Genomic DNA, 13,035 nt, shown 5'->3' on the forward strand with positions numbered 1-13,035 from the left:
CTCCCGCCCAGCACATTGGTGCCGATTGCCAGGGATTTCGCGACACCGGGGCTCAATTTGGCGGTTCTCATGCAACCTCCCGCCCGCTCCGCGTGCATTCGTTGCCGCGCGTTCAATCCGGCAAAGCTTTGTTAACCTTAATAATGTGTAGTCAGGCTGTCGTGATGTCGTAAACGAAAGCTTGGTCCCGTGAACGCAACCGGTCAGTCCGCAGTCTTCGGCAGGCGCAAGGAACCTCACACGATCATCATCGCGCGCGGCAACGAGATCAGGCATTTCACGATCCGGCCCTGGCTCGCGGCATTCATCGGTTCAGCACTCGCCGCTATTGCCATCGGCTACCTCCTCGCCACATCCTATCTCGTGCTGCGCGACGACCTGATCGGCGCCACCACCGCGCGCCAGGCGCGCATGCAGCAGGCCTATGAAGACCGCATCTCGGCACTTCGCGCCCAGGTCGACCGCATCACCAGCCGCCAGTTGCTCGACCAGCAACTGATGGAAACCAAGGTCAGCGAACTGCTTGAACGCCAGACACAGCTCAGCCAGCGGCACGGCCGTCTCGGCCCGCTGCTCGAACGCGCTGAGAATGAGGCCGGGACGGAGCCCGCCGAAGATCCCGCAGCAGCCGTCAAGCCGGACAAGCACGCACAGGTGACCGGCAGTATCAGCCAGCCTGCGCAGAACTACGCGGTCGCCAGCCTGGGCGTGGACCGGGGTGCCGCCGACACCAGACCGTTCTCCTTGTGGTCGACCCGAACCGATCCACTGCCCAGCGATTCCGCCGCGGATCGCGCGGACAAGCTGTTCGTTTCAATCAACCAGTCGCTCAAGTCCATCGAAAACGAACAACTCACGCGCATCAGCACGCTCGCCGACAATGCCTACAAGAGCGCGGATGCCATTCAGCAGGCGCTGGCGGCGGCAGGGCTGCCGGTCGACAGCGATTTCGGCAAGAACGAGAGCGATGTCGGCGGCCCGCTGATCCCACTCGACAGTTCGATGATCTTCGACAGCAAGGTCAAGGAACTGGACGAAGCCCTGGATACGCTTGACCAATTAAAGAAGGAAGCGCGCCGGCTGCCGCTTGCCAACCCCGCCCCTGGCCACTCCGTCACCAGTCCGTTCGGCGTGCGCACGGATCCTATTCTCGGCACCGCCGCGCTGCACTCGGGAATGGACTTCAGGGCTCCCATCGGCATGCCGGCCAAGGTCACGGCGCCCGGCATTGTCACGAAGGCCGGCTGGAACGGGGGCTATGGCCGGATGGTGGAGGTCGACCACGGCAATGGTTTTGCGACCCGCTACGGACATCTGAGCGAAATCGACGTGACCGTGGGCGAGAAACTGGACGCCGGCGCCATCGTCGGCAAGACCGGCAGCAGCGGCCGCTCGACCGGCCCGCATCTGCACTACGAAGTGCGCCACAATGGCGAAGCGATCGATCCCCTGCGCTTCCTCACGGTCGGCAAGAAGGTCGCCCAGTATCTCTGAGGCGCGCAAGCCCGGGTTGGTAGGGCTCTCGTGCAAACCATGCATGAACCGGTCTTGGATCGCCTGATCAGTCTGTGCTTCCTGGCTGTATCGACAGAAATCGGGTTGCCGCCGAAATCAGAGTGGTCGCACCAATCTTCAAGGCGGCCTCGTCGACCCGAAACCGGGGATGGTGCAGCGGAAAGACCGATCCGACCTGCTCGTTGCGAATCCCAAGCCGGAAATAGACCGACGGGCGCTTCTCGCTGTAGTAGCCAAAATCGTCGGCAATGGTCCATCCGGGCGTGTTGAGAACATTGTCGGCGCCGATGCAGGCCTTGCCGCTGGCGGCAATCAGTTCGGCCATTTCGCCGTCGTTGACGACCCCAGGCTCGCCCTTGTGTATGGCGAGTTCCACACTGGCGCCGTGGCTCGCCGCCATGCCCTCGAGGATTTCGCGAACACGCCGCCAGGCCCGCTCGCGGGTTGCATCGCTGCCGCTGCGGATGGTCCCTTTCAAGGTGACCTTGCCGGCGATCACATTGTAGGCGCTGCCGCCGTTGATACCGGTGACGGAAATGACCAGGGGATCGTAGGGATCAATCTCGCGCGAGACGATCTTCTGCAATTCACTCACCATGGAGCAGGCCACGGCAATCGCATCGATTCCCTCATAGGGCTTTGCCGCATGGGCCGCCTCCCCGATGACGTCGGCGTCGAACGTATCGCACGCCAGCGTGTAGGGACCCGAGCGGACCGCGATCTTGCCTGATGGCGTATACGGATCGACGTGAAGGCAGATCGCGGCGTCGATATCGTCGAGCAGCCCCTCCTCCACCACACGTTTGCCGCCCGAGGGCGAGTCCTCCTCGGCCGGTTGGAAAATGAGACGCACGGTGCCGCCAAAATCGGCCCTTGATTTATGGAGGTGCGCGGCAACCGCGAAGCCCATCGATGCGTGGGCGTCGTGGCCGCACGCATGCATCACGCCTGGATTTGTCGAGGCATAATCGACGCCGGACTCTTCTTCGATCGGCAAGGCATCGATGTCGGCGCGAATGGCAATCTTTCGATTTGACGGCTTGCCTGTGCCGACAATATCGACGGCCAGGCCAAAGCCCGCGACATCGCGAATATCGGTCATTCCCTCGCCGGCCAGCTTCTGCCTGAGATAACGCTGCGTGTCGGCCTCGCGGTTCGACAATTCGGGATTGCGGTGCAAATGGCGCCGTATCTCGATCATGCGATCGAGAAGCCCGGCGTCGATATCAACCTCGCCGGGACCGGCAACATCGCCTGCCATGGTCGAACCCTCAGGATCTGACATGGATCTCTCGCGGGAACTTCGTCAGGGTCTCATGGCCGGTTTCGGTCACCAGGATGGTCTCGGAGACCTCGATGCCCCAGCCATCCATCCACATGCCGAGGATGGAATGAAGGACGTTGCCGGGTTGAAGTACCGTCTTGTCGCCGGGCCTGAGGCTGATCGTGTGCTCGCCCCAATCCGGCGGATAGGCAACGCCGATGGAATAGCCGATACGCGATTCCTTCTTCAGCCCGTAGCGCTGGATGACCTTGCGCCACGCACCCTCGACCGCTTCGGCAGATGTTCCCGGCCTGACCGCATCGAGAACCGCGTCCATGCCCTCGATCACCGCCTTCGCCGTGTCCGAGACACGCGTCGGCGTCTTGCCGAGTTGCATCGTTCTTGCCAGCCCGGCCGCATAGCGGCGGCAGACGCCGGCCAGCTCCAGCGCAATCGTCTCGTTATCTCCAAACCGCCTGTCGCTCCACATGATGTGCGGGGCCGAGGCATTCTCGCCGCCGAGGATTGTCGGCGGAAGGGCGGTGATGTCGCCCGCGAAATCCGGGCTGCCGGCGATCTGCGCCGCCTGGATGGCAGCAATGGCATCGCATTCGCGCACACCAGGCGCGATCACCTCGAAGGCCCGCGCGACGGCCGCCTCGGCCAGGGTCGATGCCTTGCGCAGATAGGCGATCTCGGGCGCCGATTTGACCGCGCGGATCCAGTTCACCAGAAGGTCGGCATCGTGCCATTTGGCGTTGGGAAGGCCGGCGACGAGCCTGGCATGTGCCTTTGGCGAGAAATAATAGGCTTCGAGTTCAACGCCGATATGTCTGACACCCCATCCCTTGGCGGCGATCCAGTTCGCGATCCAGTCCATGGGATGGCGATCGGCACGCTGAACATGATCTTCCGGGAAGCCAACCACGTTCTCGGGCTTCATCCATGCCGTCAGAAGACCACCAGCCGCATCCATGGCGCGGCCGATCCAGACCGGCTCGACCTCCTCCAAGGGAACCAGCACCACCTGCGGCGTGTAGAATGACCAGCCATCATAGCCGGTGATGTAATGCTGGTTGGCAACGTCGTTGACGACAAGAAGCTCGAGACCGCGCCTCGCCATCTCGGTGCGGATCTTGCGAAGCCGCTGCTGGTACTCGTCGCGGGCAAACGGCAGTTCGATCATCTTTGCTCCATACTCTGTTCAACGGTTGCGAGGCTCCACCATTGAAGCGTTTTGCCGTGACGGCAATCGGCCAAGGGCGACAGGTGAACAGGTCCTAGGCCGATACGACCTACGTCCCCTCGGGAGCTTGGGATGCTGCTTCAATTTTATTTTTGAATTCCATTTGACTGAATAAATCTTTGGTGCGAACCTCGCGTCAACCGAGGGCGCAAGGCATGGCATTGCGGGGGACCAATCAGGAGTTCGGGCGGCCGTACAACCGGCGCATCGTGCTTGAGTCCATCCGCCTTCATGGACCGATAGCCCGTGGCGAAATCGCCAACCGCGTCGGGCTTACGGTCCAAACGGTCTCGACCATCGTTCGTGAATTGGAAGAGCAGGGCTACATCCTCTCGGTGCGCGAAGAGCCGAAGGGGCGCGGCCTGCCCCCTGCGACGCTGCGGATCAATCCCGAGGGCGGCTATGCCGTCGGCATCCACATCACCCCGCTCGGCATCAATGCGGCCTTGATCAATCTGCGTGGCGACGTGATCGAGAGCACCTATCGCGAGGCCCCGAACGCGACGCCGGACCATGCCTTCGACCTCATCGGCGCGATGGTGATCGAATTGATCAGGTTGCGGGCCGGAGGACGGGTGCTTGGGGTCGGCCTGGCCCTGCCCGGCCCATTCGGCGTCGAATCCATGAGTTTTGTCGGCCCGACCACCATGACCGGCTGGAAGGATGTGGCGCTACGCGAGCGGCTGGCGGCCTCGACCGGGCTGCCGGCCTTCTTCGAAACCGACATGGTGGCGGCGGCCATGGGCGAGCGGCTCTACGGCCTCGGCGCTCAATTCTCTGAATATTACTACCTCTATTTCGGCGTCGGCCTTGGCGGCGTCATGGTTCACGACGGCAGCCCGCTGCGTGGCGCCTGGGGAAATGCCGGCGAGGTCGGGCACATTCCCGTCGTTCCCGGCGGCGAGGCCTGCCCCTGCGGCAACCGGGGCTGTCTCGAAAGATACCTCTCGCTCGAGGCGCTCCGGCGCTGGAACGGCGGCGAGGCCGATTGGGTCGCGGAAGTCGCACCGATCTTTCACAATGCCATTGCCGTCATCGAGAATCTCTTCGACCCCGAAACGGTCATCCTCGGCGGGCTGGCATCCACTGACCTGCTTGAACGGCTGGCTGGCTCGACCGACGGTCTCCACAATTCCGTCTCCGCGCGCAAGGACCGCACGACGCCCCGGGTCATGGTCGCACGCGGCGGGCAACATTCGGTATTGCGCGGTGCCGCCGCCCTCGCTGTTTCCGGAGTGCTGTCGCCCCGCTTCGGCCAGATGTTCACGGCCGAGCGCGAACGCGGCCGCGATCTCCTCGCGGCCAAGGAGATTGCCGCATGAGCGAACCGCTGCTGGTACTCGACAACGTCACCAAGAACTACGGCGCGATCGAAGCGCTCAAGGGGATCAGTTTCTCCATCGGCAAGGGCGAGGTCGTGGCGCTGCTCGGCGATAACGGCGCCGGCAAATCGACGCTCGTCAAGATCATCGCCGGCGGGCTGGAGCCGACCTCCGGCCGCATGCTGTTCGAGGGCAAGGAGTTTCTTGCCAGATCGCCGGCCGAGGCGAAGGCGGCGGGCATCGAAACCGTCTACCAGGACCTGTCGCTGTGCACCAATGTCGACGTGGTGGCGAATTTCTTCATGGGCCGTGAGATCACCAGGAAGGTCCTGGGCATTCCCGTGCTCGACGAGCGCGCCATGGAGGCCGTCGTCGCGAAGGCGCTGGCCAGCGCCGGCACCCGCATTCCATCACTGCGCACCAACGTCGAGCATCTCTCGGGCGGCCAGCGCCAGGCCATCGAACTCAACCGGTTCGTGCATTGGGGCGGCAAGCTGGTGCTTCTCGACGAGCCGTTCGCCGCCCTTGGCGTCGAGCAGACGCGGCGCGGCCTCGACATGATCCGCCAGGTGGCGAGCCAGGGCATCGGCGTCGTCATCATCACCCATATCATGCAGCAGGCTTTTCAGGTCGCCGACCGAATCGTGGTGATCCGCCAAGGTATCGTGGCCGGCGATGTCGCCAGAAACAAAACAAGTCCCGATGCGGTGATCAACATGATCACCGGCGAGACGCTTGCCGGTGCCGGACCGGCTGGCTGAGGGACAAAAAGAGGGGTCCGGCTCAACAGGAGCGAACGACATGAAGCGAATACTTCTTGCTGTCTTCGGTATCCTGGCACTGGCCTTTGCCACGCTCACGCCGGCATTCGCCCAGTCCAAGGGGACCGTCTACTATATGGTGCCGACATTGCTGGACGAGTTCCAGACCGGCTCGGTGACCGCGCTGGAGCTGTTCCTGAAACAGGTCGGCTACGAGATAAAGACGCTGAACGCCGACAACAAGACCGACGCCCAGCAATCGCAGATGAACGACGTCATCGCGCTGAAGCCAAAGGCGATCATCCTGGCGGCGGTCGATTTCAACGCTCTGAAGCCGTCCATCGAGGCCGCACGCGCCGCCGGCATCCCGGTGGTCGAGTTCGACCGCCAGATCACGTCGACACCTTCCGACTTCACCTCGGTGGCGGGTACCGTCGAGATCGGCCATATCGCCGCCGACCAGGCGCAGAAGCTGTTGAAGGCGAAGAACGGATCGGTGAAGGGCAAGGTGCTACAGGTACTCGGCGATCCTGGCGATCCCTACACGCTCGACATCCAGAAGGGTTTCGAGGAGAAGATGAAGGCATTCCCCGACGTCAAGATCATCTCGCTGCCGGCCATGCAGTGGGAAGCCAGCAATGCCGGCACCATCGTCGCCGACCAGATGCTGGCCAACCCCGACATCGACCTGATCTTCAGCCATGCCGCGCATCTCTCGGTCGCCGCCGTCGCGTCGCTCGAAGCCGCCGGCAAAAAGCCGGGCGACGTCATGCTGATGAGTTCGAATGGCGCGCCGGTCGGCCTCGACCTGATCCGCAAGGGTTGGCTCAACGTCGAAGTCGAGCAGCCGCTCTACGCGCAGGCCGCGGCCGTCGCCATGTTCATGGACAAGGTCGCCAACAAGCAGGAGATCAAGCCCGGCGACTACGACGTGCTGGGCCTGAAATCGACCGTGACCAAAGAAGCGTGGGGGCCGAACATCAAGATCCCGGGTGCCGCCATCACCAAGGAAAACGTCGACAATCCGGCCTTCTGGGGCAACCAGAAGGCGCCGACGGATACCGTCAAACCGGTCGAATAGGCCGGTCGCATAAGGTGCTCCGGACCAAAGTGGTCCGGAGCCGCTTCTCCGCAACATCAATCCGCGCAAGATCGTCACCGAAATCGATTTTCGGGGTTCATGCGCCAGCCGGATCAGCTCATGAACCCCCGCACCCGCCAAGCCTTGGAGTTCGTTCTCGACAACCTTGTCTGGTTCATGCTGGTCTTCGTGCTGGTGGTCTTCTCCATCTTCATCCCGAACTATTTCCAGCTCGGCATCTTCGCCAACATCATCGAGGCTTCGAGCGTGCTCGGCGTCATGTCGATCGGCCTGGCGCTGGTCATCATCGCCGGGCACATGGACCTGTCGGTCGAATCCGTCGCGGCGCTCAGCGCCATGGCGGTGGGCATCCTGTTCTGCTCGTCCGGCATCGGCCTCGGCATCCAATTGCACCCCGAATGGCTGATGGTTCCGGTGTCGCTGCTGCTGGCTCTGGCCGTCGGCGGTCTGATCGGCGCCTTCAACGGGTTTCTGGTCGTCAAGGTCAAGATGAGCGCCTTCATCATCACGCTGGCGTCCTACATCTGGGTGCGCGGCCTGGTGCTGGTTATTTCGGGCGGCCGCTCGGCTCAGGATTTGGCACCCGCCATCCGCTGGTTCGGCATCCAACGGCTGATCGGCCTGCCGCTGACGGCCTGGATCGCCATCGCTTGTTTCGTCGTCTTCTCGCTGATCATGGCCAAGACGCCGTTCGGCCGGCACCTCGTGATGATCGGCGGCAACGAGACGGCGACCTTCCGCGCCGGCATCCGGGTCAACCGAAACCTCATCATCGCCTTCGTGCTTGCCGGCGCCATCGCTGGCCTTGCCGGCTGGCTGCTGGCGATCCGCACCTCGGGCGCCACCGCAAATCTCGGCGTCGGGCTGCTGTTCAACGCCTTTGCCGCGGTCGTCATCGGCGGCGTCAGCCTGAAAGGCGGCGTCGGCACCTTGCCCGGCGTCTATGCCGGCGTGCTCCTGCTCTCGGCCATCAACACGGCGATCAACCTGATGGGACTGCCGGCCAACTTCACCCAGGTCATCCACGGCCTGCTGGTGCTGGCCGCGGTGCTGCTCGACGCATTCAAGCAAACCATTCGCCAAAGACTCGCATGACAGGACGGCTCGCATGACCGGAAGACTGAAGGACAAGGTGGCGCTGATCGTCGGCAGCGCGCGCGGCATCGGCAAGGGAATCGCGCTTCGCTTCGCCGAAGAAGGCGCAAGTCTGGTCCTCGCCGACACCGAGGCCGAGGCCGGGCAAGCGACAGCCGACGAACTGGGCGTGCCCTTCATCCGCACCGACATCTCGCAAATGGCCGACGCGGAGGCCGCGGTGGCACTGGCGCTGAAGCGTCACGGCCGCCTCGATATCATCGTGCAGAATGCCGGTATCTATCCCTGGCAGTTGATCGAAAACACCAGCGCCGACGACTGGGACCGCGTGATGGCCGTCAATCTGCGCGGCACGTTCAATGCCAGCCGCGCGGCACTGGTGCCAATGAAGGCGCAGCGCTCCGGGCGCATGCTCTACACCTCCTCCATCACCGGCCCGCACGTGACCAGTCCCGGCCATGGCCATTATTCGGCCAGCAAGGCGGGCATCAACGGCTTCATCCGGGCGGCGGCGCTGGAATTCTCCGGCTACGGCATCACCGTCAACGGCGTCGAGCCCGGCAACATCCTCACAGAGGCCATCCAGCAGCATCGCGGCGCCGCCTATATCAAGAACATGGAGGATTCCATCCCGCTCGGCCGCCTCGGCAGCCCGCGCGACGTCGCCAATGCCTTCCTGTTCCTGGCCTCGGACGATGCCAGCTACATCACCGGCACGACCATCGTCGTCGACGGCGGGCAGTTGCTGCCCGAGGGCAAGGATTTCCGGATGGCGCCGCCGTGATTCCGTAAACCTGCGAGGGAAAGTCGCCGCTCTTTCCGTCGCCGCTCCGCGGCTTCCTGCAAGGCTTACCGAAACCAGTTGAACAGTTGTTCGAGCATTCCGGGCGGTTCCAGCGAGAACACGGCACGAAATGTCGTCGGCCGATCGCTGGAAAATGCCGATGCAAGCGGGCGAGAATAGGATGCCGTCCGTCCGTCATCCGATATCGTGCCACTTGTCTCGATGATGCGCGGAGCCGTCACCGTCCATGCAATATGCCTGCCTGACATCTTCGCCAATATGAGGGTCTGCAGCCCTTGCGCCATCGGATCGTCGGCATACTTGTCGGTTGGCTTGAGACTGGGGAAATTGACGACGAATTCGTAATTGTCCCCTACTCGATTGAGCTGCACGCCTTGCTTCTTGTCTCCTCCGACACTGGCGTTCGAAAGAGCCGCAACGAGATCGTCTGTCTTGCCGGAGAAAAACAGCGAGCAGACCTCATCGCGGCCCTCGGTTTTCTGCTCGGCGGTTCCGGTTATGCCCGGCGACGACAACAGCTTGTCGGAACTGCACCATTTGCCGTTCGCGTTCTTGGCCATCGCCAGTAGCGAAGCATCCACCGCTATCCGGATATTGGCCGTCGCGGTCCCATCGCGCCGGAATGCCAGATCCTGCTTCATGTCGAAGCAGCCCGCCACCAACAGACATCCGACCAGCGAGACCACGATGTTGCGACGAACAGGGAATATCCAAAAACGCATCACATCTACGTTCAAAACTTGGCTCGGTGTCTCTTTTCGCGGCACCCTTCGCAAAAAGCGGCCAGCCGACGATGCGAAATAACCTATAAAAACCATAAGACTATTTGGTGGGCGATGACGGACTCGAACCGCCGACATCTTCGGTGTAAACGAAGCGCTCTACCAACTGAGCTAATCGCCCGCTCCGGCGCGACCTTTAAGCGGTCGGGACCGGGTTCGCAAGGCCAAATGAACAGCCGACGCCGTGTTCGCACGCCGGATTTGTTCACAGAATGGGGGCTGTCAAAAAACCTTCTCCAGTTTGTGTTTATGATGGTTTGGTGCGCTTGACACCCGGAGGCGAACCCCTTATCCACCGCCCCAACGACGAACACGGCTGACACGTGCTCGTCAATGCGCGGGTGTAGCTCAGTTGGTTAGAGTGCCGGCCTGTCACGCCGGAGGTCGCGGGTTCGAGCCCCGTCACTCGCGCCACTCTCAATCCCTTGTTATACAAGGCTTTAATGGGAGTGGCGCTGAAGTTGAGTTGGACGAGTTTCAACTTTTTTCGCCGCCTAGTTTCAACTTTTTGAACTCCTTGTGTTCCTGGCCGAGTAGCTTGCGACCTTTACGGCGGTGTTCGTCAGCAGTGCGCACTGCAACGAGATTGACCGGCATATACGTCCGCTGAAGCGATTTATTCTCATCTATGGAATTGCCCATCTTGGCGAGCGCCGGCAACACCGGCCGCAAGCAACGCGCGGATAGTGGTCAACGATGCGCCATCGTCAGAGTTGAGTTCTGCAACGATGTCGACAAACGGCTTCCCTGCCGACCGCTCCGCGGCAACCAAGGTATTGGCGTTAAATTTTAGGTTCATGTGGTGGTGCCTTTCTTCGCCGCACGCGCCGCAATGCGCTTGGCCGATTTGTCTATTTCAGTTGCTAGATCGCCCTTGATGCTGCGTAGAACCTTGTTGCGATTTCCGCGTAGGGCCGGGCCGAGATACGGCTGTGCTGGCGAATGCCGAGTTCCAAATTCAGCGAACAGGGCATGCGGTGCCGTAGCAGCCACCCGCACCAGAGCTGACGCACCGCGGCCTGCCGCAGCACGATTTGCGTCGCGAGCGGCCGATGATGCGTTCTCGTCCGATCCGCCACCCGCCTTGGATTTGGCATAGGCGGCCTTGCCGGCGTTAGTGCGAACGACAGTGGCCTTGATGGATTCCTTCAGGTCGCCGGTCAGCACAGGCGCACTGGCCTTGGCGTCGGCCACGATAGGGGCAGCGGCCTTTTTCAGGGCGCGTTCCATGATCCCGCGCTGGGTCGATTTCTTGAATTCCTCGAGGTTCTTTTTGAGGTCGGCCAGGCCGTCGACCTTAAAGTTGGCCATGGCTGTGCGACCGCGCCGGGAAGCGTTGGGTGGATTTGGGCATGGGGTGTCCTGTGGAAAGTGGGCGAACGCCTGTGGAAAGCGTGCATTAGTGACGAATTGCGGCGCGTCGACGCGTGAATCATCTATCTGTAATGGTGATTGCCGGCGGCAACCTCTTTTCTGACAGCTTAGGCTGCACTCACACGGATGGCGGCGCGGCAATAATGCTTCGCTGGAGTGGCGGACCTAATTCCGCTTTAGAAAAAAGGGAGACGTCAACATGTCGACGTTGAAGTCAAAAGTTGTGAAAGTTAGGGCGTATTTCCGTACGCGCCTGGGCCGTCTTGAGCATGTTTGTGCTCATTTTCGGTCCTGGCCTCGCCAGCTTTCATTCGACTTTTAAGCTCGGCCTCGTAAACTGAGCCAGCCGCCGGGAATCACCTAAGCCTCAGAGGGAGACTCGATTGGCATCTGACATCCTAAATACCATCGGCCTGACAATGGGCATGCTAGGCGTGGTCTTGATTTTCATCTGGGGGCCTCCGCTCCCTGATTTTGAGGAGAGCGTCGGACTTGCCCTCGAAGACGCCACAGTGCTTGCGGACGGGACGAGAATATCCGACATAATCGACTCAAACAGACGACGAAAGTCGCGCCATAAGATCATATCTAGCATCGGCTTGGGTCTGATTTTTGTAGGATTTGGCCTCCAACTAGCGGCCCTGTGGCTGCCAGCGTTCATGCACTAAGCGCCGTAGGGGCACGATGAAGCCAATTGCTGTCGATTTAGCGAACAACAAATTACTTCTAGCCGAACAAAGTTGCGCTCGGTTGCAGCAAGCCAACAATTATGAAGCTGCAGAGCAGGCGTGGGCTGATTTCCTCGTCGCTGTCGCGGCTACCTACTCAAAGCTGGAACAAGGCGCCAAAGGCGTCGGCAGAAGCGAGGCATGGTTTGGCCGCAGGAAGCACCAGCGAAAGACGGATCCGTTGCTTAAGTATCTTCATTTCGCACGGAACAGCGATGTGCATGGTATTGAACACATCACACATAGAGACGTTCCGACTATCGACGGGAAACCAATGGGTTTTCTGCCTGAGCACTTCGGAAGAGAAATTCCACTAAAGGTTCAGAGAGCCGATCCAATTACACATGAACCGATTGGCGAACCTTCCGATGCAACGCTTCGCGGTCCCAATATTGTACTTCGGACGGTCACAAATGCGAAATTTGGCGATGAGTGTGCCGTGCCAACCCAACATGAAGGTCACGCTATCGACGTTCCGACCCCGCAGATTATCGCGGAACTCGGGCTCAAGTACCTAACGGCTATGGTTGCCGAGGCTCGGAGTTTAATTGTTCAAGGCGCATAGCCAGGTAGACGCTTACGACTAGATCGCGCATCTGCTGGCCGAGCATGTGTTCCCTAGCCGAGTATATCCCAGCTTCGATCATTGCCGGGGTAATGACCGCGATGTCGGCAGGCAATTCGTAGTTGATAATGTTAGGCATTTTCGATCTGACCCCTCAACTTTTCAATCGCGGCGTTGTGCGGAAACTCGTCCGCGCGGTCGCCAGGGAAGGTCGGACTAGGTCCACGATGACCCCTCCGGGGGTCTAGATGGACTTGGTGGGCTCGGCCCTAGGACCGGCTGCCAAGCCTAGCGATAACGCTAATACAGATTCTGCCTCGCGTGCGCGCAAGCGCGCGAGGCACAAACGTGATTTTGTGAGTGGCAGCAGATCGGTTACCCTACGTCAGCAACGAAGGGTGAACGAAATGAAGATATTAGTCGCAATCGCTGCCGCACTGGGACTGTCCGTGTCCGCCGCTTCGGCAGAATGCGCC

At 61.2% G+C, this 13,035-nt stretch carries 12 protein-coding genes and 2 tRNA genes; 8 read left to right on the top strand and 6 right to left on the bottom strand.

Annotation, left to right across the window (positions count from 1 at the left end; all coding sequences use genetic code 11):
- Positions 1 to 189: 189 nt before the first annotated feature.
- The gene (locus tag EB231_RS22950) at positions 190 to 1,494 is read left to right on the top strand and encodes a M23 family metallopeptidase (protein ID WP_172350828.1); all 1,305 of its coding nucleotides are present in this window, start codon (positions 190 to 192) and stop codon (positions 1,492 to 1,494) included.
- Positions 1,495 to 1,561: 67 nt separating this feature from the next.
- Here EB231_RS22950 and EB231_RS22955 read toward each other — a convergent pair whose 3' ends face one another.
- Positions 1,562 to 2,800 (bottom strand): M20 metallopeptidase family protein, encoded by a 1,239-nt coding sequence (locus tag EB231_RS22955; RefSeq protein ID WP_172350829.1) that lies wholly within the window; start codon positions 2,798 to 2,800, stop codon positions 1,562 to 1,564.
- Entirely contained in the window at positions 2,787 to 3,965 is a 1,179-nt protein-coding gene (locus EB231_RS22960; protein ID WP_172350830.1) for a M24 family metallopeptidase, read from the bottom strand. Before EB231_RS22960 ends, EB231_RS22955 begins: the two co-directional genes overlap by 14 nt.
- A gap of 215 nt (positions 3,966 to 4,180) precedes the next feature.
- On the opposite strand from EB231_RS22960, the gene EB231_RS22965 reads away from it, so the two are divergent.
- The 5 genes from EB231_RS22965 (at position 4,181) to EB231_RS22985 (ending at position 9,089) form a co-directional block, all read left to right on the top strand.
- Positions 4,181 to 5,347, top strand: coding sequence for an ROK family transcriptional regulator (locus EB231_RS22965; RefSeq protein ID WP_172350831.1), 1,167 nt, complete (start codon positions 4,181 to 4,183; stop codon positions 5,345 to 5,347).
- A complete protein-coding gene (locus EB231_RS22970; RefSeq protein ID WP_172350832.1) occupies positions 5,344 to 6,108 on the top strand; it encodes an ATP-binding cassette domain-containing protein in 765 nt (254 codons plus the stop codon). Before EB231_RS22965 ends, EB231_RS22970 begins: the two co-directional genes overlap by 4 nt.
- A gap of 40 nt (positions 6,109 to 6,148) precedes the next feature.
- Positions 6,149 to 7,189, top strand: a complete 1,041-nt coding sequence (locus EB231_RS22975; RefSeq protein WP_172350833.1) for a sugar ABC transporter substrate-binding protein — start codon at positions 6,149 to 6,151, stop codon at positions 7,187 to 7,189.
- Between the two features lie 120 nt (positions 7,190 to 7,309).
- Positions 7,310 to 8,305, top strand: coding sequence for an ABC transporter permease (locus EB231_RS22980; RefSeq protein ID WP_065005129.1), 996 nt, complete (start codon positions 7,310 to 7,312; stop codon positions 8,303 to 8,305).
- A 13-nt stretch (positions 8,306 to 8,318) separates the two neighbouring features.
- Positions 8,319 to 9,089 (top strand): SDR family oxidoreductase, encoded by a 771-nt coding sequence (locus tag EB231_RS22985; protein WP_172350834.1) that lies wholly within the window; start codon positions 8,319 to 8,321, stop codon positions 9,087 to 9,089.
- A gap of 65 nt (positions 9,090 to 9,154) precedes the next feature.
- Here the strand turns inward: EB231_RS22985 and EB231_RS22990 are convergent, their stop codons facing one another.
- Both EB231_RS22990 and EB231_RS22995 read right to left on the bottom strand, forming a co-directional pair.
- Positions 9,155 to 9,928: a hypothetical protein gene (locus EB231_RS22990; RefSeq protein WP_172350835.1), complete on the bottom strand. Its 774-nt coding sequence runs from the start codon at positions 9,926 to 9,928 to the stop codon at positions 9,155 to 9,157.
- 9 nt (positions 9,929 to 9,937) lie between these two features.
- A tRNA-Val gene (locus EB231_RS22995) sits at positions 9,938 to 10,013 on the bottom strand.
- Positions 10,014 to 10,229: 216 nt separating this feature from the next.
- Between EB231_RS22995 and EB231_RS23000 the strand changes: the two genes are divergently transcribed.
- Positions 10,230 to 10,306: transfer RNA gene (locus EB231_RS23000), tRNA-Asp, on the top strand.
- Positions 10,307 to 10,514: 208 nt separating this feature from the next.
- On the opposite strand, the gene EB231_RS23005 is transcribed toward EB231_RS23000, so the two are convergent.
- Both EB231_RS23005 and EB231_RS23010 read right to left on the bottom strand, forming a co-directional pair.
- The gene (locus EB231_RS23005; RefSeq protein ID WP_172350836.1) at positions 10,515 to 10,691 is read right to left on the bottom strand and encodes a hypothetical protein; all 177 of its coding nucleotides are present in this window, start codon (positions 10,689 to 10,691) and stop codon (positions 10,515 to 10,517) included.
- Positions 10,688 to 11,203 (bottom strand): HK97-gp10 family putative phage morphogenesis protein, encoded by a 516-nt coding sequence (locus EB231_RS23010; protein ID WP_172350837.1) that lies wholly within the window; start codon positions 11,201 to 11,203, stop codon positions 10,688 to 10,690. The genes EB231_RS23005 and EB231_RS23010 overlap by 4 nt, the downstream gene beginning before the upstream one ends.
- 747 nt (positions 11,204 to 11,950) lie before the next feature.
- On the opposite strand from EB231_RS23010, the gene EB231_RS23015 reads away from it, so the two are divergent.
- A complete protein-coding gene (locus EB231_RS23015) occupies positions 11,951 to 12,559 on the top strand; it encodes a hypothetical protein (RefSeq protein ID WP_172350838.1) in 609 nt (202 codons plus the stop codon).
- Positions 12,560 to 13,035 lie beyond the last annotated feature (476 nt).

This window comes from Mesorhizobium sp. NZP2298, from assembly GCF_013170825.1.
Classification (GTDB): Bacteria; Pseudomonadota; Alphaproteobacteria; order Rhizobiales; family Rhizobiaceae; genus Mesorhizobium.